12 protein-coding genes are annotated in these 24133 nt (G+C 65.6%); 3 read left to right on the forward strand and 9 right to left on the reverse strand.

All coding sequences use genetic code 11. The features are described 5' to 3' along the window. Positions 1-74: 74 nt before the first annotated feature. From ACN0WF_RS16745 to ACN0WF_RS16775, 7 genes are all read right to left on the reverse strand, one after another. A complete protein-coding gene (locus tag ACN0WF_RS16745; protein ID WP_417773925.1) occupies positions 75-3635 on the reverse strand; it encodes an autotransporter domain-containing protein in 3561 nt (1186 codons plus the stop codon). Positions 3636-4310: 675 nt separating this feature from the next. Beyond that, the gene (locus ACN0WF_RS16750; protein WP_417773926.1) at positions 4311-4901 is read right to left on the reverse strand and encodes a class I SAM-dependent methyltransferase; all 591 of its coding nucleotides are present in this window, start codon (positions 4899-4901) and stop codon (positions 4311-4313) included. A 48-nt stretch (positions 4902-4949) separates the two neighbouring features. Then, positions 4950-6122, reverse strand: coding sequence for an ABC transporter permease (locus ACN0WF_RS16755; protein WP_417773927.1), 1173 nt, complete (start codon positions 6120-6122; stop codon positions 4950-4952). Further along, positions 6119-7144 (reverse strand): ABC transporter permease, encoded by a 1026-nt coding sequence (locus tag ACN0WF_RS16760; protein ID WP_417773928.1) that lies wholly within the window; start codon positions 7142-7144, stop codon positions 6119-6121. Before ACN0WF_RS16760 ends, ACN0WF_RS16755 begins: the two co-directional genes overlap by 4 nt. A 37-nt stretch (positions 7145-7181) precedes the next feature. Further along, positions 7182-9110, reverse strand: a complete 1929-nt coding sequence (locus tag ACN0WF_RS16765) for an ABC transporter substrate-binding protein (RefSeq protein WP_417773929.1) — start codon at positions 9108-9110, stop codon at positions 7182-7184. After that, a complete protein-coding gene (locus tag ACN0WF_RS16770; protein ID WP_417773930.1) occupies positions 9107-10999 on the reverse strand; it encodes a dipeptide ABC transporter ATP-binding protein in 1893 nt (630 codons plus the stop codon). Before ACN0WF_RS16770 ends, ACN0WF_RS16765 begins: the two co-directional genes overlap by 4 nt. Before the next feature lie 176 nt (positions 11000-11175). Continuing rightward, on the reverse strand, positions 11176-13113 hold the full coding sequence (locus tag ACN0WF_RS16775) for an adenylate/guanylate cyclase domain-containing protein (RefSeq protein ID WP_417773931.1): 1938 nt from the start codon (positions 13111-13113) through the stop codon (positions 11176-11178). 165 nt (positions 13114-13278) lie between these two features. Here ACN0WF_RS16775 and ACN0WF_RS16780 point away from each other — a divergent pair, with 165 nt between their 5' ends. From ACN0WF_RS16780 to ACN0WF_RS16790, 3 genes are all read left to right on the forward strand, one after another. Beyond that, on the forward strand, positions 13279-14106 hold the full coding sequence (locus ACN0WF_RS16780; protein ID WP_417773932.1) for an alpha/beta hydrolase: 828 nt from the start codon (positions 13279-13281) through the stop codon (positions 14104-14106). A gap of 68 nt (positions 14107-14174) precedes the next feature. Beyond that, positions 14175-16820, forward strand: a complete 2646-nt coding sequence (gene pepN / locus ACN0WF_RS16785; RefSeq protein ID WP_417773933.1) for an aminopeptidase N — start codon at positions 14175-14177, stop codon at positions 16818-16820. A 211-nt stretch (positions 16821-17031) separates the two neighbouring features. Beyond that, entirely contained in the window at positions 17032-19452 is a 2421-nt protein-coding gene (locus tag ACN0WF_RS16790) for a PAS domain-containing sensor histidine kinase (protein WP_417773934.1), read from the forward strand. Positions 19453-19556: 104 nt separating this feature from the next. Here ACN0WF_RS16790 and ACN0WF_RS16795 read toward each other — a convergent pair whose 3' ends face one another. Further along, positions 19557-22559 carry a bifunctional [glutamine synthetase] adenylyltransferase/[glutamine synthetase]-adenylyl-L-tyrosine phosphorylase gene (locus ACN0WF_RS16795; protein ID WP_417773935.1) on the reverse strand — a complete coding sequence of 1001 codons (3003 nt, stop codon included), beginning with the start codon at positions 22557-22559 and terminating at the stop codon, positions 19557-19559. A 75-nt stretch (positions 22560-22634) separates the two neighbouring features. Further along, complete coding sequence (locus tag ACN0WF_RS16800) at positions 22635-24131, reverse strand: ATP-binding protein (protein ID WP_417773936.1); 1497 nt, start codon at positions 24129-24131, stop codon at positions 22635-22637. Positions 24132-24133 lie beyond the last annotated feature (2 nt).

Below are 24133 nucleotides of genomic sequence, written 5' to 3' on the forward strand. Positions count from 1 at the left end.
CAGGCGACGTCACCAAAGCGAAACGGCCGGAGACGAAGTCCCCGGCCGTTGTCGTTTCAAAGGGGCGTTTCGTTTCAGAAGCGGGCGGTAAAGCGCGCCTTGAAGGCGTTGTCCTGCGCCACGTTGCCGAAACCGCCCTGATAGCTCAGATCGATCTGGACCTGTTCGGTGAACTCGAACTTGACGCCAGCCTCGATCAGCGCGCTGTCGCGGTCCATCGGCGTGCCGATCACGTTGAACGCATCACCACCCGAAAACCGCATCGTCGAGACATTGTTCAGATTGCCCAGGGCGTGACGCCAGCCGAGCGACCCGTTGAGGCTCGCGGTCACTGCCTCCGTCTCGAGGAACTGACGCTCCATCCGCATGCCCAGCGTCGACACACCAAGGACCTGCCACGATGAATTGACCTTCAGCGCCGACGCACCTCCGGTTTCGGCGTAATCGTCGGTGCTCTGGTAGGCGACCTCGAGGCTGGCAAACGGCTCGAACCGGGCGAAAGTCGTGTCGAATTCATATCCGACTTCCGCGAAGGCCTGGGCAACGTTGGAATTGTACCGGGACGACAGCTGGTCGGTAAACCCGGGAAAGACAACGCTGCGGTCGCTCGAAATGTCGCTCAGACCGTAGGACGCGCCGAGATGCACGTTGACCGGCCCGAAGCTGTTCGCCGCGTAGGCACCGACGGTATAGGTGTCGATGTCGGCAGCCGAGGCGGAGCCGGTGACATGCGTGCGGCCGAAGCCGGCCAGCACGCCGGCGCGCCACGTGTCGAACACCAGCATATCGGCGCCGACGAACAGGCCGCCGGTGCTGTGCTTCAGGCCCTGGCTCTCAGAGGTCTTGGCGCTTTGTCCCCAGCCGCCGTAGGCCTGCCCCCAGACGCTGACGCCGCCATCCTGACGAGGAGCCGCCCCCGCGCCGTGGAAGGCGACAGCAGGCATCGGGCCAATGCCGCCCGAGGCAGCGCGCATGCGCTGATTGGCCGTCTGACGAACGAAGCTGGTGCCCTGGAAAACCACGGTGTTGACGCTGACGGAGTCTTCGTTGGTGAGCTGATCAAAGACCGTCGGCGATGTTCCGGTCGGCAGACGAAGGACGGCGCTGTAGAGCGGATTGAACGGGCCGAGGCTCTCGATCCCGCCGGCAACACCCTTCTCGTTCTGTGTGTTGCCAAGGCTTGCGAAGCTCACGTCGTTGCGCTCCAGCGTCAACGTGACGGTCGTATCCGTGTAGCCAAGTGCTGCGTCCAGGAAGGCAAAGTCGTCGGAGACGGAACCGAACTTCCCGTCGACATCAGCCGCGGTCAAGATCGTGTAGGTGGAGTAGTCGGCATAGGCCGGGGTGGCGCTGGCGTTCGATGCCGCCTTGACGAAGACGGACGCGTTGTTGTCGAGCTTGGCCACGCCGGACACGTCCAGAACGCCCGACTTGCCATCGGGCGAGATGCCGACAGCAAAGGTGGAGCCGCTGACAAAGTCCAGGTTGCCGGTGACGTTCAACGTGCCATTGGCCGTGCTCGCGGCAACAGTCGCGCCGGAGACCAGCGTCACCTGATTGACGGAGCCGATGCCATCCAGCGTGCCGCCGGAGAGAACCGAAATCGCACCGGAAACGGAGCCGTCGACAGCCAGCGTTCCCCCGGAGACCGTCGTGGCTCCAGTGTAGGTGTTGGTGCCGCCAAGCCGCGTCGTTCCGGCAAGAACGTCGACGCTGCCGGCGCCCGAGATATCGGACGCGAAGGCATAGGCCGTATCGGTGTGATTGAAGACGATCTTGCCGGTACCAGCACCGAACGTGACGGCCGCCGCATTTAGCGTGCCGGCGGCAACCGCCGTCTCGCCCGAGGCCGCGCCAATGTTCAGCGCACCCTCGGATCCGACCTGATCGGCGATGGTCAGCGTGCCGGTGCCCGATGCGATCGAGGCCACGCCACCGGCGGCAAGCGTCATGCTGCCCTTGCCGAGGTTGCCGAGGCTGGAACTCGTGGCCGCGACCCACTGCGACCCGTCACCCGTCACGACGACGGTGCCGACGGAACCGGCCGCCGATGCAATATCGAGGAGCTTTCCGGACACCTTGCCGCCATTCGACACGGTCAGGGAGCCCTCCCCGCTCTCGCCGACGTTCATGGAGCCACCCGCCAGGTCGAGATGCGCGCCGGCGCCGTCGACGACGACGGCCCCCTTCGAGCCTGCATCGAGACCGACGTGGACGAAACCGGCGTTCACCGTGCCGCCCGCGTTGATCGCCAGCGTGCCATTGCTGCCGCTTTCCTTGCCGACGAATATGCCGTCGATGGAGCTGACCTCGACCGTGCCGCCGTTCTCGACCGTGAGTTCGCCCGTACCGCCGCGGCCGACCTCCAGGACCGACGTCGAAAGCGTCGACCCCGCGCCGGTCACCAGGCCCTTGCCGGTGTTGCCGGTCGAGTGATAGCCGAAATAGACGTCGTCCCTGACTTCGACGCGGCCGCCTGCGGAGACTGAAAGCTCGCCCGAACCGTCATTGCCGACGTAGAGGCTGCTGTCGGACTTGACCTTCGAGCCGGCCCCGGACACCTCGAGCCTGCCGGTGCTTCCCTGCTCCAGGCCGACATGGATGGTGGCGGTCGCATAAACCAGACCGCCATTCTCGACCGCCAGCGTCCCCTTTCCGTTGCGCCCGACGACCACCCGGCTGGTCTCGAGCGTCGACACCTTGCCGCTCGTCGCGTTGATGCCGCTGATCGTCAGGCTGCTGGTCGAGGTTTCCTTCACGCCGATGTCGACAATATTGGCGACCGAGATCTTGCCGCCGTCCAGCACACTGACCGTGGCACTGCCACTCTCGCCAATGAACAGTCGGTCGGTGGAGAGCAGGGAACCATCGCCGGTGATCGTCGCGCTCACCGAGGTCGCGGGCACGTTGTTCTTGCCGAACAACGTGTCACCGGACACCTCTGCGACACCGCCGTTGGAAATCGCCAGGATGGCGGCTCCGCTCCAGCCAACGCTCAGGCTGCCGGTGGTCAACTTCGAACCGGCGCCGTCAATGTTGATCCTGCCGGCCTCGCCAGGCGAATAGGCCCAGCCGACATAGACCTTGTCGTCGCCTGTGGTCGTCACCGTGGCGCCGTCCATGATGTTCAAGGCGCCTGAACCGGCTTCGTCGACATAGATCCGGCTGGCCTGCAACGTCGATCCCGCGCCGGTCACGGTCAGCGTGCCCGTTGTGTGGGCGTTCTTGCCGAGCGTCAGATCCTGGGCAATGACGACATCGGCACCGCTCTGGACCGTCATCTCGCCTGTCCCGCTCCAGCCGATGTTGAGGTCGTGGGCGGAAAGGCTTGAACTCGCCCCGGAGAGGTTGACCGTTCCCTTGCTGCCGCCCCAATAGCCGACATAGAACTTCGCCGATTCACCCGCCGCGGTAACCGTGGCTCCGTCGGCAAGGGTCAGGGTCCCCTCACCCTGCTCGCCGATATAGAACCGGTTCGCGCTCAACGTCACTGTGCCGTTGGTTTCCACGGTGCCTGATGACCCGGCAGATTTTCCGAGCGTGATGTCGTAGGTCGCCGTCATCGAGCCGGGCGCGGTGACAGTGACCACGGTTCCCGTGTTGGCCTCGCCCACGGTGATGTTACCGGCCGTCACGGGCGCAGACACTCCGCTAGGCAACCCGTCATCAAAGACGAGATCTCCCGCAAGGGCATTTGGCACGACAGCAAGCGGCAGCGCGCAAGACGCAAGAAGCGCGACAGACGCACGAAGGAGGATGCCCCGCCGGCGCGGCTTGCACGTTGCGTCAACTTCAAAAGCCAATTGCGTCATTCCTGCCCCCAAGGCGGCGCCATCGGCGCCCAACTCTCCAAAACATTAAAACCGTCGAAACAGAAAGAATAACCCCTCACCGGCACTCGCCGTTACTTTCGGCACTCCAAAGTGAAAGAAATCTTTCAATATTCGCGATTCGAACCCTTGGATACTTACAGAACAGAAACAACGCACCCGATCCAGCATATTTGCAGAACCAAGAAAGCCGCCTCAGGAGTGTGACCGGAACGCAACATTCTCGCGGAATGTCAGGCGGGGAACTGCATTTTAAAAGCCGAAAATTACGCTAGGTAACTTCAAATGACGCGCGCGGATCTCACCGCGCGCGGCGAGGTCCGTGTCCGGAAACGGGTGCTGTCCGGCGCGCGGGCCGTCGAGAGTGGGATGCAGGGGAGATTGCCGACCACGCGGCGGGACCAGGTGGGGCGCGTTGCCCGCTGGAATCAGGACAGCCCGAAGCGGCCTGAGGACGTGCTCAGGCCGCTTCGGGGAGCCTCAGCCCTTCGGGCGGATCAGGCGCAGGCGCCAGGTGACGTTCTTCTTGTCGGAGGTCAGACGGCAGTCGTCGAGCACCTCCCAGTCGGCACCGTCGGTCGCCTCCCAGAGGCGCCCGATCAGGCGATTCGCACCCGACTCGGGACGCTTGGGCGAATACATCGAGATGGCAATGACGCCGTCGGGCGACAGGAAGGGAACGTAACGGGCGACCGCCGCCGCCGGATCCTCCGAGAAGTGCAGCACTTCGTTGAAGACGACGGCGGAAAAGGTCTCACCGGGCTGGGCCGCGAACGTGTGCAGGTCACCGACCCTAAGCGATGCGATCTGCGGGTCGACATCGGCAATGCCAAGAGCCGCCGGCGCCAGATCGACACCCACGTAGCGGTCGACGCCCATGGGCTTCAGGCGCTCATAGAGCAGCCCCTCGCCGCAGCCGATGTCGAGCACGCTGTCGAGCGCGCCGTTCAGCGCCAGCCACATGCCGATGATGCCGTAACGCCCGCTCTCGGGAAGATCGCGCAGGAATGCCCAGCGCCCGCGCCGGTATTCCTCGTCCCAGCCGTCCGCGGTCGTCGCATTCTTCGCCATCATCGTCTCCGGTTTGATCGGTCCCGCCCGCATGGGGCGTCAGCCCTCTCACTTATACGGGTCGGCGGCGTCACGCAAACCGTCACCGAGGAAGTTGAAGGCAAGGACGACGATGATGATCGGCACGACCGGCGCCATCAGCCACGGGTAGACGACAACGACGGAAATGTCCTGGGCCTCGTTCAGCAGAACGCCCCAGGAAACGGCGGGGCGGCGCAGGCCGAGGTTGAGGTAGGAGAGCGCCGTTTCACCGAGGATCATCGCCGGGATGGACAGCGATGCCGAGGCAATGACATGGCTGGTGAAGCCGGGCAGAAGATGCTTGCGGATAACGCGCGAGGGCGTCGCCCCCATCAGCAGCGCGGCCTTGGCGTATTCCTCCTCGCGCAGCGACAGGAGCTTGGAGCGCACCGCGCGCGCCAGTCCCGGCCAGTCGAGAAGACCGAGAATGACCGTGATTCCCAGGTAGATCCACACCGGCGACCAGGTGACCGGAAGCGCCGCCGAAAGCGCCATCCACAGCGGCAGTTCCGGCAGGGAGCGCAGGATCTCGATCACGCGCTGGATCAGACTGTCGACAAAGCCGCCGAAATAGCCGGCGATGCCGCCCAGGACGAGACCGAGCACGATGGAAATCGTGACGCCGATCAGACCGACCGTGAGCGACAGACGCGCGCCGTAGACGAGACCCGAGAAGACATCGCGTCCGAGCCGATCGGTGCCGACGGGATAGAAGGTGCCGCCTTCGGCCGGACAGACCAGATGGAACCGGGCCTCGAACAGACCCCAGAACTGATAGGCCGAGCCCTGGCAGAAGAACCGCAGCGGCTGAACGTCGGTGCGATCTTCCTCATAGACCCAGCGCACCGTCTCCAGATCGATGTCGGCCTTCAGCCCGTAGACGAACGGACCGACGAAGGCCCCGTCATGGAAGAAGCGCAGGGTCTGGGGCGGCGCGTAGAGATGGTTGTTGGACCGCTCCGAGGGCGCGTAGGGCGCGATCACCTCGGCGAAGGGAACGCAGAGATAGAAGAGGATGAGGATCGCACCGGACCACACGGCGAGCCGGTGGCGGCGGAACTTCCACCACATGATCTTCCACTGCGAGGCCTGGAAGTAGCGCTCCTGCTCGGGCGTCAGCGTCTTGGCGGCGGCCGGGTTGAACGGCTCGGCGTCGACGAAATGCTCCAGCGGCGCGTCCCGCGTGTCGTTGGCGCTCATGATCCCGCCCTCCCGCCAAGTCGGATGCGTGGATCGAGCACGGCCAGCAGCAGGTCGGAGACAAGCATGCCGAAGAGCGTCAGCAAGGCAACAAAGAGCAGGATGAAGCCGGACAGGAACTGGTCCTGCGACTGCAGCGCATTGAGCAGAACCGGGCCGACGGTCGGCAGGTTCAGAACCACCGAGACGATGACCGAGCCCGAGACCAGTGCGGGAATAAGATTGCCGATATCGGCGATGAACGGGTTCAGCGCCATGCGCAGGGGATATTTCGTCAGCAGCCGAGCCTCGCCCAGCCCCTTGGCGCGGGCCGTGGTCACATATTGCTTGTGCAGTTCGTCGAGCAGGTTGGCGCGCAGTCGGCGGATCATCGCCGCCGTCCCGGCGGTGCCGATGACAACCGTCGGCACCACGAGGTGCGCGAGGATCGAAAGCGCCTTGGCAACGCTCCAGGGCTCGCCGATGTACTTCGGATCCATCATGCCGCCGATGGAGAGCCCGAACCACAGGTTGGCGAAATAGAGCAGGATCAGACCGAGCAGGAAGTTGGGCGTCGCCAGGCCGAGATAACCGAGAAGGGTGAAACCGTAGTCACCCCAGGAATACTGCCGCGTGGCCGAATAGATGCCGATCGGAAAGGACACCACATAGACGAAGAGGATGGTGGCGACGTTGAGCACGATGGTCAGCGGCAGGGTCGGGCCGACCACATCGGAAACCGGCTTCTCATACTCGAAGGACCAGCCCCAGTTGCCCTGGATCAGGCCGTCAAAGCCGTGCGGCCCCTGCCAGAGGCCGACCCAAATCAGGTAGCGCTCGAAGAAGGGCCGGTCGAGCGCGTATTCGCTGCGCAGGAACTCGAGCTTGGCGATGGACGCGCTCTCGCCGGTCGCCCGCAGGGCGGCGATCTGGTTCGAGATGTAATCGCCCGCCGGCAACTCGATGATCACGAATATCAGCAGGCTGATCACCAGAAGCGTCGGGATCATCGTCAGGATCCGGCGCAGAATGTAAGTGAGCATCAAGCGGTCTCCCAGCCGCGGCCACTGCCGCGCACGCTCATTTCAGGTAGAATTCGTCCATGCGGTGAATGCCGAACTGGGCGCCCGGGTCCCAGCCGTAGATCCCCTCGACCGGCACATTGCCGAGATCGCGCACGACAACCGGCTGGCGCACCTCCGAGACAAGACCGATGTGGATGGTCTGCTCGGCGTGGATCCTGAGCATCTCGTGCCAGATTTCGGTGCGCTCTTCCTCGGACGTGGAGGTAAGCCAGTCGTCATAGAGGCTGGTCAACTGCACCGCCGGCTCCCAGTCCGGCTTCTCGCCGGTCTGGCCCTGGGTCTCGTACCAGTTGCCCCAGGCCGACCAGGACAGGAAGTCGCTGCGCACCGGCGCAAAGTCCTCCGGCGGCATTTCCGAGGTGGGAATGCCGTTCTCGAAGCCAGACCAGACCGCCATCACCAGCAGGCCCGAAAGCGCCCGCTCGCGGATGATGTCGCGCTGGCTCGGCTTGGGAAACAGCTTCACGCCGATCTCGCGCCAGGTCTCTGCCACGAGTTCGAGGGCGTCGAGCTCCTCCTGGCTTTCGCCGGCCGCCTCGACGATGATTTCCAGCGGACGGCCGTCCGGCAGTCGGCGCACGCCGTCGCCGCGCCGCTCGGTCAGGCCGATCTCGTCCAGCAGCGCGTTGGCCTTCTTCGGGTCGAATTCCGCGTTGAGCGAGCGATATTCGGCGCGAAACAGCGGGCTCATCGGCAGAACCGTGTCATTTCCCGGAGAGCCGAAGCCGAGGTAGAGCACCTTGTCGATCATCTCCCGGTCGATCCCCAGCGAGAGCGCATGGCGGAACCGCGCATCGCGCATCAGCTTCCGCCAGACAGGATCCTTCACCGTCAGGTTCGGGATCAGCGAGATCTGCGAGCCCTTGCTGATCGGCCAGAGGTAGGTCTCGAAGCGCCCCGCCTTCTCGCCCTGCTTGAGGATAGTGATGTCCGAGAAACCGATGTTGCGAGCCTGGAGGTTGACCTCGCCCGCCTGCGTCTTGGCGGGAATGATCTTGCCGTCGGCCACCGTCATGATCACCCGGTCGACATAGGGCAGTTGCTGCCCAGCCGTATCGACCCGGTGATAGTAGGGATTGCGCTCGAGCACGAACCGCCGCTCGCCGTCGTCGACCACGCGGACCCAGGGCTGCAGCGTCGGCAGATCCGGGTTCCGGGCGTCATACATGTCGTCCATCTTGTTGAACAACGCGGCCCAGTTGCGCAGCTTCTTGCGCGCCGCGAGCTGCGCGATGTCGTCCATGTCCCCATAGCGGGCGTGGAACTGCTTCAGATAGTGCGCCGGACGGTAGATGAAGGGCGGACGCGACTTGGCCAGCTCCGGCTTGAACAGCGGATTGGGCGCGTCCCAGGTAAAGCGGACGGTCGTCTCGTCCAGCACCTCGAAGACAGGCGGCTTGCCGCCGGCCAGCATGAATTGCGGCAAACCGGAGGGCTGCAGCTTCTCGTTGAGGGCGACATCCTCATACCAGAAGCGGATGTCCTCGGAGGTAAAGGGCGCTCCGTCCGACCACTTGTGCCCCTTGCGCAGGCGCAGCGTGAAACGGCGGTCATCCTCGCTCTCGAACGACTTGAGAAGATCCGGACGCAGTTGCAGGTCGCTGTCGTAGCCGACCAGACGGGCATAGCCCCAGACATTGATGAGGCGCACGTCCTTGGAGCGGCCGATCAGCGTGTCGATCTGCCCGCCGGGCGTGCCGATCTGCCGGCCGCGCACGGACGGATCGACGATGAGCGGTTCTTCCGGCAAACGCTCGGTGACAGGCGGCAGGTCAACGCCGACACGATCAACCAGGCTCGGCGTCTCCTTCAGTTCCAGAGCGCTGGCGCTGCCGATACCGCTGACTGCAAGAAGGGCAGCGCCGGCAAGACAGGAGCGCAAGGCGGCGGCAAGCATGCCGAACGGGCGGGAATGGACGGTCATTGAGCAGCCTCCCGGGGCGTCGTGCCCCTGCCCCGGCCGGCCAGGCCGGGCGCGCAGACATAATGACCGGGCGCCACCTCGACGAGGCTGGGAACCATGCCATCTTCCAGACGGTAGGGCTCGGGCCAGAAACTGGGCTCCGAGGAGCGGCCGGCGTCGAGCGCGGCGAAATCAAGCGGCGCGTCGAGATCGGGCTCCGGCACGGAGGACAGAAGAGCCTTGGTGTAGGGATGCCGGGGAGTGTCGACCACGTCGCGCGTCGCGCCGATCTCGACGACACGACCGCGGCACATCACCGCGACACGGTCGGCGATGTAGTCGACAACCGCCAGATTGTGGCTGACGAAGAGGTAGGTCAGCCCGAGCTCCGACTTCAGGTCCTTGAGCAGATTGAGGATCTGCGCCTGAACCGATACGTCCAGCGCCGAGGTCGGCTCGTCGCAGAGGATGAACTCGGGATTGAGCGCAAGCGCACGGGCAATGCCGATGCGCTGACGCTGGCCGCCGGAGAAGGAGTGCGGATAGCGGCGCAGGAAGCGCGGGTCGAGGCCGACGAGGCTCATCAGCTCGCGCACCCGCTCGGCGCGCTCGGTCGGCGTACCGACCTTGTGGATGACCAGCGGCTCCGCCAGCAGCTCGTTCACCGTCATGCGCGGATTGAGCGAGGAGAAGGGGTCCTGAAAGATGAGCTGCACGCGCCTGCGATAGTCGAGAAGATCAGCACCCGACAGACGGGCGACGTCGCAGCCGCCCTTGCCGGTGTCATAGGAGATGGAACCGGAGTCGATATCGAGCGCGCGCAGGATCGCCTTGGCGGTGGTCGTCTTGCCAGAACCGCTCTCGCCGACAAGGCCGAGGCATTCTCCGCGCCGGACGGTGAAGGAGACGTTGTCGAGCGCCAGGATCTCGCGCGGCGGACCGGAGAACAGTCCTCCCTTGCGCCCCTTGAAGCTCTTGGTAACGCCGTCGAGCGTCACCAGCGGTGCGTCGGCCTGTACGGCGTGGCATGGCGTTTCCTTGCGGGAACCGACGGCGTGGGGCTCGATCGGCCGGATCGGCACGAGCCGCTCTCCCGCCTCCATGGCAAAGCGCGGCACGGCGTTCAGCAGCGCCTTGAGATAAGGATGCCCCGGATTGGAAAACAGCTCGCGGGCGCTGCCGCGCTCCATGATGCGCCCGTGATAGATCACCACCACATCGTCGGCCATGTTCGCGACAACGCCGAAATCATGGGTGATCAACAACACCGACATGCTGAGCTCGGCCTGCACATCCTTGATCAGCTTCAGGATCTCGGCCTGGATCGTCACGTCAAGGGCGGTCGTCGGCTCATCGGCAATGAGAAGTGCGGGATGGCAGATCATCGCCATGGCGATCATCGCGCGCTGGCGCAGGCCGCCGGAGAGCTCGAACGGATAGGCATCCACTCCCCTCTCGGGATCGGGAAAGCGCACAAGGCGGAGCATCTCGCGGGTCAGCTCACGCGCCTCGGCGGCACCGACGCCGCGATGCAGCTCGGCCGCCTCGCCGATCTGGTCGCCGATGGTGTGCAACGGCGAGAGCGAGGTCATCGGCTCCTGGAAGATGATGGCGATGCGATTGCCGCGAATGGCCCGCATCGCCGGCCCCTTGCGGTCGAGCGAGGCAATGTCGACCGGCGCCGCGGAGGCGCTGTCACGGAAGAGCACGCGACCGCCGGCAACATGCGCGCTTTGAGGCAGAAGCCCCATGATCGTCTGGGAGATGACCGTCTTGCCGGAGCCGGATTCACCAACCAAAGCCACGGTACGGTTGTGCGGCACGTCGAAGGAGACGTTGTCCACCGCGCGGGTTGTTCCCTCGCCGGTCCTAAAATCGACACTCAAGCCATCGATCGACAGCACATTCACGCGATACGCCCTCCCCCCGGCGAGATCTCAGATGCAACAGAACCGAGCCGTCATAGGTGTGACAAGCTGCCGTAAAAGGCAATTCAGGGCAAATCCCCACCCGCAACAACGACTACCCGGCCAACGCGACCCGGTATGTGACACTCATCACAAGTGCATGAACGTTCCCTGACCAACTAGGCACTTCTTCCCAGATGCTCCACAGTCTCGTCAAACAGGCCGACCGATGCCGGGTCCGTCGAGGTCTCGACCTGCCAGACGGTCACCGATCCGGAACGCCCGCGCAACCTGTGGGAACCGATCGGCACCCCAAGCGGCGCCGGCGCGCCGGGCCTGACCGCCTGGGCGCGGGCCGAAACACCATCGACGGCCACCATCGACATGGCGGCGTCGCTTGCCAGGATGACCGTCTCTTCCTCCGGCGCAACCTCACGCCCCAGGGACTGAAGCCTCTCGCAAAGGTTCACCGCATCGCCGACGACGGTATAGTTCCAGCGGTCGAGCGCGCCGACATTGCCAACGACAACACGGCCGCTGTGCAGGCCAATGCGCACCTTGAACGCCGGACGCCCCTGGCGTTCCGCCTCGCGGTTCGCCGCCTTCATGGCCTCGGCGATGCGCAGACAGGCGCGCAACGCCGCCGGCGCATGGTCGGCCCGCGCGTCTGGCGCGCCCCAGAAGGCCAGCATGCCATCGCCGATGAACTTGTCGACCGTCCCCGCCTCCCGCTCCACGGCGGCGACGAGAAGAGCAAAATGGGCATTGAGAAGCGCGGCCGTTTCCGCAGCGCTCAGGTTTTCCGACAGCGAAGTAAACCCGACGATATCGGTAAAGACCAGCGTGACATCGTGCTCGCTCGCCGTCGCCTGATGAACGCCGAGACGCATCAGCTTGCTGAACAGTGAGCGAGGCACGTAGATGTTCATCGCCTTGAGACCGACGACCATCGCGTTAAACGACTGATAGACCTGATCGAGCTCGCGGATGCGGCTGCGCGGCAGCGGTTGAACGCTGTCGAAGTCGAGCTTGCCGACGAAGCCCGCGCGCCGGGCGATTTCGGCAAGCGGGCGGGCGGTTCGCCGGGCGAGCAGGATGGCGAAGCCAAGGGCGACGATGATCGAGGCAAGGCCGACCGACGCCGAACCAACCAGCCGGCGGATCTCTCGCGAGATGGTCGAGGCCTCGAAATACTGGCCGACCGTCCATACGCCGGGCCCGTATCCGGCGATCACCTTGGTGATCGACAGATATTCCGGGCCGCCGCTCACATCGAACTCACGAACCTGAATGCCGGCGGCGTTTGCCTTCTTGAAATTGTCGAGCGTCGGCGTCGCGTCAAAAGCGGCGAGAACCGGGTCGCCAATGGAGGTGACGCTGGCTGGAAGCCTGGCAACCGCCCCTTCGAAGTCGGGAAGCCGGTCGAGATCGGAGTGGGCAATCACCTCGTCGCCGTTGGCGATGATGAAGACGGTGGAAGCCGGGCCGTCGTCGAGCTGGGCGACGGTCCGGCCGAGCTCTTCCAGCGAGACGGCGGCGGTGAGGTAGCCTGTAAGCGTCCCGTTTTCGACGATGGGCACGGTGACATTCGCGTAGGTCACCTCGCCGGATGTAATCAACGGGCCCCAGGTTGCCGCCGAGGTCGCCGAGACCTTCGGCAGGATGTAGCGCTGCGCCACTTCCGGGAGGTCGTCGCGCTGGAACGGCCAGAGCTTGTCGCTGCTGGATCGATAGACGCCGAACTCGCGGTGTGAAACGTCGGAGACAACAAGCACGTCGATGGCCGGATTGGCATTCATCGCGGCCAGCAGCACCGGGCGCAGGCGCTCCTGCTCCGAGGGACCGACGGGGGTCCCGTCGAGCATGGTCTTGAGATGGACCACGGCGCTCGAGGCCAGGTCGAGATGGTCGCGCAACTGCCGCTCGAGCGCATTGGTCGACAAGATCGCCTTGTCGTTGAGAAGCGAGAAGGTGTTGCGGGCGTTGGCGAAGACGGCCAACCCCAGCACCAGGCTCATCGACAGCGTGAGCAGCAGGCCAAACGCCATGCCGACGAGAACGGTCAGGGAAATCCCGCGCAGGCGTCCGCGCCCATATCTTCGCAAGGAGGTGATCATGCCTGATTTCTGGTTCTGCGCCCTGGTGTCTCGATTTTCGCACCTTAATCCCGAATCCGGGCAAAACGCGAGCCCGCGTGCGACCGGGAGAAGGCAGACCCACCGCTCTCTTGTCCTCGCCTTCCCTCACCGGCTAATAGGGGTCCAACAAGGGAGCATCTTTGCGTGACCAACTATGAGGCTGAATACAACAACCGGGCCCTGGTGCCCGAGCATCCGACGCTGATCGAGGGGTGGGCCCGCGACGCCGCCGCCTATCGCGAGGCCGCGGCCGGCGAGATCGGCGTGTCCTATGAGCTCTCGGTGCGCACAACCTATGATGTCTTCCTGCCCGAGGGCGGACTGCCGGAGACCGGCGTTATCGGCCTCTTCATCCATGGCGGCTACTGGCAGGCGCTCGACCGCAGCTTCTTCTCGCACATGGCGCGCGGCCCGGTGGCGCATGGCATTCCCGTCGCCGTCGCCAACTACTCGCTCTGCCCGGATGTGCGCGTCGCCGACATCACCGGCGAGATGCGCCGCCTGGTCGGCCACCTATGGGAACGCTACCGCAAGCCCGTCGTCGTCTATGGGCATTCCGCTGGCGGTCACCTCACGGCCATGATGCTTGGCACCGACTGGGGCGCACGCGGACTGCCGCCGCGTCTGGTGCCGGCGGGCCTTTCCATCTCCGGCCTCTTCGACCTGCAGCCGTTGCTCGACACCTCGATCAACGAGAAGCTGCGGCTTGATCGCAGGGAGGCGATCGAGGCCTCTCCGGTGACGCTCGCCCCGCCCGTCGGCCTGCACCTGACGGCCGCCGTCGGCGGCGGAGAGTCCAGCGAGTACATCCGCCAGTCGCGGGTCTTCGCCGATCTCTGGGGACGCGGCGGGGTCGACACCAGGCTCGACATCCGCGGAAACGACAATCATTTCACCGTGATCGCTCCCCTTGCCGATCCGCAAAGCGATCTGACCGGGACACTCGTCTCGATGGCTCGCAAGATCTGCTGACAAGACGACCTCGCCGCCTTCATCCTGTTTCGCGCGGAGGCCACCGCGCCGACCTTGAGGACCTGCCAATGCGCCCGGAAACAACCGCTCCCGTCCGTCTCGAGGACTACCGCCCGCCCGCCTTCCTGATCGAAACGGTCGAGCTCGACATTCGCCTCGCGCCGAAGGCGACGAAGGTCTCCGCCCGCCTGACCGTGCGCCGCAACAAAGGCACTCCCGCCGACGCGCCGCTGGTGCTCGACGGCGACGAGCTGGCGCTGACCGGCCTCACCCTCGACGGCAGCGCACTGGCCAGCGACGATTACGTCGTGACGCCGGACCGGCTGGAGATCTTCCGCGTGCCGGACGGCCCCTTCACGCTTGTCATCGACACCCGGCTCGATCCGGACGCCAACACCAAGCTGATGGGCCTCTATCGCTCCAGCGGCACCTATTGCACGCAATGCGAGGCGGAAGGGTTCCGCCGGATCACCTACTTCCTCGACCGGCCGGACTGCCTGGCGCTCTACACCACGCGCATCGAGGCGCGGGCGAGCGAGGCACCCGTGCTTCTGGCCAACGGCAATCCGGTGGACGCCGGCCCGGTGCCGGGCACCGACCGGCACTACGCCGTCTGGCACGACCCGCACCCGAAGCCGAGCTATCTCTTCGCCATGGTCGCCGGCGATCTCGCGGTGATGCCCGATACCTTCACCGCCGCCGACGGACGCGAGGTGGCGCTCAACATCTTCGTCGAGCACGGCAACCAGGATGCCTGCGGCTGGGCCATGGACAGTCTCAAGCGGTCGATGCGCTGGGACGAGGAGGTCTTCGGGCGGGTCTACGATCTCGACGTGTTCAACATCGTCGCCGTCTCCGACTTCAACATGGGCGCGATGGAGAACAAGGGCCTCAACATCTTCAATGACAAATACGTGCTGGCGAACCCGGACACGGCGACCGACCAGGACTATGCCGGCATCGAGGCGGTGATCGCACACGAATACTTCCACAACTGGACCGGCAACAGGATCACCTGCCGCGACTGGTTCCAGCTCTGCCTGAAAGAGGGCCTGACGGTCTTCCGCGACCAGGAGTTCTCCGCCGACATGCGCTCGCGCGCGGTCAAGCGCATCGCCGACGTCCGGCTGCTGAAGTCGCACCAGTTCCCGGAGGACGCAGGACCGCTCGCCCATCCGGTGCGCCCGCGCCTCTACCATGAGATCAACAACTTCTACACCGCGACCGTCTACGAGAAGGGGTCGGAAGTCGTGCGCATGCTGAAGACCGTCGTCGGCGACGACGCCTTCCGTGCCGGCATGGACCTCTATTTCGACCGCCATGACGGCGAGGCAACGACCATCGAGGCGTTTCTCGCCTGTTTCGCCGAGGCAAGCGGTCGCGATCTCTCCCGGTTCGCGCTGTGGTACGAGCAGGCGGGCACGCCAACGCTGACCGTTTCCAGCACCCATGACGCCGCAGCCGGCACGCTGACGCTTGCCGTCGAGCAGCGCACCGCGCCGACGCCGGGACAGACCGCCAAGCAACCGCTGCACATCCCGCTGCGGCTCGGCCTCGTCGCCGGCGACGGCCGCGACCTGACACCCGAAACCGTGACCGGCGCGGAGATGACGGGCGACGTGCTCCACATCGTCGCCGAGCGCCACGAGGTCGTGCTGTCCGGCATCGCCGAAAAGCCCGTCCCCTCGCTGCTGCGCGGTTTTTCCGCCCCGGTGAACCTGAGAAGCGACGTTTCCGATACCGATCAACTCTTCCTGTCGGCACGCGACAGCGACCCGTTCAACCGCTGGGAGGCCTTGCAGACGGTGGTGACGAAGACGCTGATCGCCGCAACCGCTGCCCTCGCCAGCCAGAGCGAGCCGGTGCTCGATGGCAGTCTTGTGGCCGCGATCCGCGCCAATGCGACCGACGCGGCGCTCGAACCAGCGTTTCGCGCCCTGTGCCTGCAACTTCCGGGCGAGGCGGACATTGCCCGCGAGATCGGCCGTGACATCGATCCGGAGGCGATACGCGCGGCGCGCGCCTGGCTGCGAAGCAGCCTTTCCGACGCGCTGACCCCGGCGCTTCTCGGTCTCTACAACGAGATGGCCTCCTCCGGCGGCTTCTCGCCCGATGCAGCCGCCGCCGGTCGGCGCGCGCTGCGCAACGTGGTTCTCGACTATCTCGGCAACGGCTCCGTTCCCGAGGCCGCCGAACTGGTCGCCGCCCAGTTCCGCGCCGCGGACAACATGACAGACCGCTTCGCCGCGCTGACCACGATGGTCCACGCCAACCTGCCAGGGCATGAGGAAGCACTCTCCGCCTTCGAGGAGCGCCACCGCGCAACACCGCTGGCAATGGACAAGTGGTTCATGGTGCAGGCAACCGCCCCGGCCGCCGACACCCTCGACCGGGTCAAGGCCCTGTGCGCTCATCCTGGCTTCTCGGCAGGCAATCCCAACCGGGTGCGCGCCCTGATCGGCGCCTTTGCCACAGGCAACCAGAGCCAGTTCAACCGGGTGGATGGCGAAGGTTTCGCCTTCGTCGCCGCCTTCGTGCAGGACCTCGACAAGCGCAACCCGCAGGCGGCGGCGCGGCTGATGTCCGCCTTCCGTTCCTGGCGCGCCCTGGAACCGGACCGCAGGACACGCGCCGAGACCTGCCTCAAGGCGCTGGCAAAGGCGCAAGACCTTTCCGTCGACCTGCGCGATATCGTCGATCGCTGCCTTCAGTAAGCGGTGAGTCTCCGGCGCATCCGCCCCCGCAAATATATGCGCCGGAGACTCGCAAGAGTTGTGCAATCCGCAATTCGCCTTAATCTTTGCTTAACCATATTTTTCTTGGCCGACTCTGGACAAATCAAGCGAATGCGATTCAAATGAAATCGATTCGAGCGGCGCTCGAGTGCAGTTTGGCGGCTTAATCGACACATCGGGGGCCAATAACATGGCGCGTGCCTTTGCAGGCTCAGCGTCCGCGCGTCGATTCGCGGACATTCTTCGGCGACACCGCGAAACGCAGTCGCTGACCGGTCATATCCGACTGCTCGCGCAGCCTGCCTATCAGCGTCTGCTGACGGCGGAACCCTTCTTCCGTCGCGCCATTCCGATCCTCTGCATCGTCTTCATCGCCACGCTGGCGACCTACCGCGCCCTTACCCTTTCCTACGATCATGAAGAGACCGACCAGCGCGCCCGCGACGATCTCACCATGATCGCCACGACGCTGACGGCGCGCCTCGACGCGGCCGAGGGCGAACTGCCGGAGATGGGCTTCGAGAGCGCGCTGCAGGCGGCCCTTGCCGACAACCTGCCGCCGCGCGCGACCAGCGACGGCCGCCGCATCTATGTCGCCGACGCCGACGGCCGCATCGTCGCCACAGCGCCGCAGCGCTCCGACCTCGACGGACGTCTTCTCGCCGAGCTTCTCGGCGCCGGGCAGCCGCTCACCGTGTTCGGTGCCCGCGCCGGCGTACTGACGATCGATTCCGGTAGCGACACCGAAGCTTATGCGACTGTCCATCACCTCAACGGCCGTCTCGGCATGGTGGGGCTGATCCAGGACAAGGACATGATCTTCGCCGAGTGGCGCACTGGCGTTTCGGCCAATGTGACGCTCTTCGTCGGCACCGCCTCCGTCATGATCGTGCTGATCTATGCCTTCTTCGCCCAGGCGACCCGCGCCGAGCAGGCCGACCAGATCTATGCCGCGACGCGCGCACGCATCGATCTCGCGCTCGACCGCGGCCGCTGCGGTCTGTTCGACTGGGATCTGTCGCGCGGACGCATCTTCTGGTCCGCATCCCTCTACGAAATGCTCGGAATGAAAGCGCGCGACGACATCCTCGGTTTTTCCGAGATTTCAGCGCTGACCCATCCCGACGACATCGACCTCTACGACCTGGCGGAAAGCCTGCTGGAAACCGGCGAGACGACCGTCGACCGTATGTTCCGCATGCGCCATGCCAACGGCGACTGGGTGTGGCTGCGTGCACGCGCCGAGGTGCAGAGCGAGCCCGGCCTCTCCGAGCCGCACCTGATCGGCATCTGCATCGACATCACCGAGCAGCGTCAGCTCGCAGAGCAGAGCCGCACCGCCGACCTGCGCCTGCGCGACGCCATCGAGACGATCTCGGAAGCCTTCGTCCTGTGGGACACCGAAAACCGTCTGGTGATGTGCAATTCCAATTACCAGAAGCTCCACAACCTGCCGACGTCGGCGATCAAGGCCGGCACCGCCTATGCCGACGTCATGTCCGCGGCGCGTCAGACCGTGGTCTCGGCGAGCCCGACCATCGGCAGCGACGGTTCGGACCCCTCCTCCAGCTACGAGGCGCAGCTCGCCGACGGCCGCTGGCTGCAGATCTCCGAGCGGCGGACCAAGGACGGCGGCTTCGTCTCGGTCGGCACCGACATCACCGCGCTGAAGCGCCATGAGGAAAAGCTGATGGAGAGCGAGCGGCGGCTGATGGCCACCGTCGCCGACCTCCGCCAGTCGCGCCAGAAACTCGAGGTGCAGGCCCAGCAGCTTGTCGAGTTGGCCGAGAAGTACTCGCAGGAAAAGACCAAGGCCGAGGAAGCGAACCAGGCCAAGTCCGAATTCCTCGCCAATATCTCGCACGAGCTGCGCACGCCTCTGAACGCGATCATCGGCTTCTCGGAGATCATGGACAAGGGCATGTTCGGCCCCCTGGGCTCCGACAAGTACACGGAGTATTGCTCGGACATTCATGACAGTGGTCGCTACCTGCTCAACGTGATCAACGACATTCTCGACATGTCGAAGATCGAGGCCGGCCGGATGGATCTGAAGCGCGAGGAGGTCGACCTTGTCGCCATGGTCAGCGACGTCAGCCGCATCATCTCCGCCACGGCAGCCGAAAAGAGCATCGCCGTGGAGAGCGAGACCGCGGAGGGGCTGACGCTCTCCGGCGACCGCCGCGCGGTGAAGCAGGTGCTGCTGAACCTGCTCTCCAACGCCGTGAAGTTCACCCCCGACGGCGGCAAGGTGCGGATTTCCGCCAACCGCTCGCGGGAGAAGGACGAAGCGGTGGAGATCGTCATCAAGGACACGGGCATCGGCATCAAGGATGCGGATATCGCCCGCCTCGCCAAGCCCTTCGTCCAGGTCGAGAACCAGTTCACCAAGACGCACAAGGGATCCGGCCTGGGGCTGGCCATCGCCCAGTCGCTGGTGCGCCTGCATGGCGGCACCATGACCATCCGCTCCAAGGTGGGCGAAGGCACCGCCGTCACCGTCCGCCTGCCGCTCCATGCGCCGCGCCCGATCGGCCGCCCGGAGGTCCCCGAAGAGGTGATCGTCGATGCGGCGGAAAAGGCGAAGGCCGCGATCCGGCAGATCGCCTGAGCCCCTCGCAAAGGCGCGAGAAGACAGCAATTGAAAAAGGCCGCCGGATACATCCGGCGGCCTTTTTCAATTGCGTGAGCGGTGAGCGGCGATGGCGCGCTGACTCAGCTCTTTTCCGGCGCACGGACCGGGCCCAGCAGACGCTCGAAAGTCTGGCGCACCGCCTCCTGGCGCTCCTGCAGGAGAAGCTCCAGATGGGCGAAATCGGGGGCCTCCCCGGCATGCGCGAGAAGTTGGCGCACGCCCTTGGGCGCAGCCTCCGCATCGAAGCGCCCCTCGAGGGCAAGGCGCTGAACCTGGGTCAGTGCATGATAGAGGCGAATGCCGGGCAACAGGATCTCCGCGTCGCCGGCGCTCAGGACTCCGGCCTCGAGCGCGCGTTCCAGAGCGGTTTCGGTCGTCTGAGACAGTATTTCCGGCGCCTTGTGCGCATGCGCGAGCTGGAGGTACTGGGCTATGAACTCGATGTCGACCAGACCGCCAGCGACCTGCTTGATCTCCCAGATGTCCTTCGTGCCCTTGTCCGCCTCGATGCGTCCGCGCATCGCCGCGACTTCGCCGGCGAGCGTTTTCGCATCGCGCTGTTTCGACAGCGTGCCCTCGATGAATTCGCCGATGCGCGCAGCAAACCCCTCCGAGGACGAGGCAATCACCCGGGCGCGGGTCAATGCCATGTGCTCCCACGTCCAGGCGTCACCCGACTGATAGGCCTCGAAGGACGAAAGGCGGGTTGCCAGCGGTCCGGCGTTGCCGGACGGCCGCAGGCGGAAGTCGACCTCGTAAAGCTGCCCCTCGGCGGTCGGCGCCGAAAGGGCCGAGACCAGGCGCTGGGTCAGGCGGATGAAATACTGGCTCGTGGGAAGCGGTCGCGCGCCGTCCGTCTGGGTGACCTCCTCGGGGTGTTCGTAGAGCAGGATGAGATCGAGATCCGACGAGGCCGTCATCTCGCGCCCGCCGAGCTTGCCCATGGCCAGAACCGCCCATTCGGCACCCGGCAGCCGTCCGTGGTTCTCAGCCACCAGGGAGACCACATGGGGAAGAAGCCCGGCGACGATCGTCTCCGCCAGTCGGGCAAGCGCCTCGCCCACCTGATGCGCGGTCATCGTGTCGGTGAGCAGACGCAGGCCGATCAGGAACTGCTGCTCCTGCGCGAAGATGCGCGCGCGGTCGAGCGCATCCTCGTAGAAACGGGCGAGATCGAGCGTACGCTTCAGTCCCGCCTCGAATTCGGCCGAGGTCGGCATCGTGCCGAAGAAGGCCGGATCGATCACCGCATCAAGGACATGAACCCGCTTCGAGACGAGTTCCGCCAGACGCGGCGCGGACCCCATCACCGTCGCCAGAAGGCGCAGCAACTGCGGGTTGGAGCGCAGCAACGCGAAGAGCTGTACACCCGCCGGCAGCTTCGACAGGAAGCCGTCGAAGGCGAGAAGCGCCTGGTCGGCATTGTCGGTGGAGGCAAGCGCGGCGACGAGCGCCGGATGCAGCTCGGTGAGCCGCTCGCGGGCGCGTGTCGAGCGCACCGCCGGATACCGGCCGAAATGCCAGGCGCGAATGATCTTGCCCGCCTCGCGCGGGCGCTTGTAACCGAGCCCCGACAAAGTCTCCAGCGTGTCGGGATCGTCGTCATCGCCCGTGAAGACCAGATTTCCAAGGTCCGAGGCGAGCTCCGGTTCGTTCTCGAAAAGGGCCGAGTAGTGCCGCTGCACGGTGCGGAAGTAACCGCGCAGGCGGTTCTCGAAGTCTGCCAGCGTGTCGAAGCCCATCAGCCGCGCGACGCGGGCGCGCGAGGTGTCATCGGCCGGCAGGATGTGCGTCTGCTCGTCGTTGAGCATCTGGATGCGGTGTTCGACCGAGCGCAGGAAGCGGTAGGCCTCGGTCAGCTCGCTGCAGGTTTCCGGCGCGATCCAGTCCAGCTCGGACAATGTCACGAGCATGTCGAGCGTGCGCCGGCCGCGCAGGGCCTTGATGCGACCTCCGGCGATCAGCTGCTGGGTCTGGGCGAAGAACTCAACCTCGCGGATGCCGCCGCGTCCGAGCTTGACGTTGTGCCCGGCGACCGCGATCTCGCCGTGTCCCTTGTGGATGTGGATCTGACGCTTGATGGAATGGACGTCCGCGATCGAGGCATAGTCGAGATACTTGCGCCAGATGAAGGGCTCGATCTCGTGCAGGAACGCCTCGCCGCAGGCGATGTCGCCGGCACAGGCGCGCGCCTTTATCAGCGCGGCGCGCTCCCAGTTCTGGCCAAGGCTCTCGTAGTAGACCAGCGCTGCGGGGATCGACATGGCAAGTGGCGTCGCGCCCGGATCCGGGCGAAGCCGCAAGTCGGTGCGGAAGACATAGCCGTCGGCAGTGCGATCGCTCAGCAACTTGACGAGGCGCTTGGTCACGCGGACAAACTCGACCGGAGCCTCGGCATCGCCGGAAATGGGCGCGGTCTCCGGGTCGTAGAGGACGATCAGGTCGATGTCCGAGGAGTAATTCAGTTCGAGCGCGCCGTATTTACCCATCGCCAGGACCGTGAACCCCGAGCCCTCCTCGGGCGCGGCCGGGTTCACCGGGGTAAATCGGCCGCGTCGTTCAAGATCGCGAAGGCAGAAGCGGATCGCCGCGGTGAGCGCGGCATCGGCGAAACGACTGAGACCGGCCGTCACCGCATCCAGATCGAGCGCGCCGGCGATATCGGCAAGTGCCAGCGTCAGCGCCAGATCCTTCTTGTGGTCCCGCAGCCCCGTCATCAGCGCGGCCTCGTCGGCGGCGACGAGATCGCGGGTCGCCGCGATCAAGCGTTCGACCCGGTCCGCGGGCACGCTTTCGAGGATGTCGGCCAGCCGCTCGGGTGCCGAAGCAGCGAGATCGCGCAGATAGGGCGCGTTCGACAGGGCGCCGCCGAGAAAATCCGAGACGCGGGCGCGGGTCGGCACTCCGAAGGTGCTTCCGGTGCGCTCGAGAGCGCTCTCGAGATCGGCAAGGATCGCCTCGGCCGCAGCCGCATCGGCCGGCGCCGGCACACAGCCGATCACCTGCGCCAGCGCCCGCCCGCTGGCGTCCCCCGCCTCGCTCTGCTGCCCGCCGCGCGAAGCCGTGTCCCGTGTCTCGCTCACTCGCATCCCCCCGCGCGGACTGGTGTCCGCGCCCTGTTGTCGTTTCGGATCGCGTTCGCGCTCCGCAGCCTCCCTTTAGCGCGAGACGCCCGGCGCGGGAAGAGAGCGCGCATCGTCGCCCCCTGCCCCCTCGCCTCCTGTACCCTCCGCGACGTCCGCCGAATGAGGCGCAGCCGGCGCCTCGCCCTCGGGAAGCCGCAGCACCGCGCGTAGCCCCGGGTCACCGTCCTCAAGCCTGAGGGTGCCCTTGTGCAGATGGGCGACCGCCGAGACGAGGCTCAGCCCCAGGCCAGAGCCCGGTGCGTTGCGGCTTTCCTCCAGCCGGATGAAGCGGTGCGTCACCCGCTCCTTGTCGGCATCGTCGATGCCGCTGCCAAAGTCTCGCACGGACAGCGCCACCTGGTCGCCCTCGCGTTCGGCGGCCAGAACGATGCGCGCGCCCGTCGCGTCGGTCGAATGTCCGTATTTGAGGGCGTTCTCGATAAGATTGATCAGCGCCTGGACGATGAGTTCGCGGTTTGCCTCGGCGAAAAGCCTCTCGCCGGCACGCACTTCCAGCGTCCCGCCCTCGTCCTCGGCGACCGGCTGGTAGAGCTCGCCGACTTCCTCCAGCAGGGCGCCGAGATCGACCGGCTCGAACTGGGCTCCCATTGAACCGGCCTCGAGCCGGGCGATGCGCAGCAGCGCGTCGAAGGTGCGGATCAGGGCATCGCACTCCTCGAGCGTCCGGTTCAGCGCCTCCCTGGCGAGCGGATCGCCGACATCGCCGCGCACGGCTTCCTCGACGCGGTTGCGCATGCGCGTCAGCGGCGTCTTGAGGTCGTGGGCGATGTTGTCGGAGACGTCCTTCAGGCCGTGCATCAGCGCCTCGATGCGGTCGAGCATCGCGTTGAAGCCGACGGCGAGCCGGTCGAACTCATCGCCCGATCCCTCCACCGGAAGCCGCTCGGAAAGATCGCCCTCCATGATCCGACGGCCGGTTTCCGCCATCGCGTCGATCCGCCTCAGAACTCTGCGCCGGACGAAAACCAGAGTGACGATGCCAAGCACGGCGACGACGACGAGCCAGAAGCGCGTCGCTTCCGACAGGAGCGAGCGGAACCGCATCTGCTCCTGGAGATCCCGCCCGACCAGAAGGCGGAAACCGCCGGGCAGCTCGAACACGCGCACCAGCGCCTCGCGGCGGGCGCCATCGCCGATGGGAACATAGGAGACCTGCTGCAGCTCACCGGCAGCACTTGCCAGCACCCGGTCGTCAAGGCTCTCGATGTTGCCTGCGATCTGGTTGGCGGCGAAATCGACGACAAGATAGAGACTGGCGCCCGGGCGGCGGGAGCGGGCGTCGACGGTTGCCACCAGCCCCCGGATGCCGGCGATGCGGTAACGATCCGCGAGGCTGGAGATTTCCGCATCGATGGTCTCGACCGCCTGCTGGCGCAACACCATCGCGGTGTTCTGGCTCAGATAGACCAGCACCGCGCCGGAGGCGAGCGTCAGGGCGACGAAATAGATCAGCGCCAGCCTGATGACCGTGGTGCGGAACACACGTCCGGTGGCAGAGAGTTGTCTCATGA

It is taken from the genome of Stappia sp. (genome assembly GCF_048268045.1).
Classification (GTDB): Bacteria; Pseudomonadota; Alphaproteobacteria; order Rhizobiales; family Stappiaceae; genus Stappia.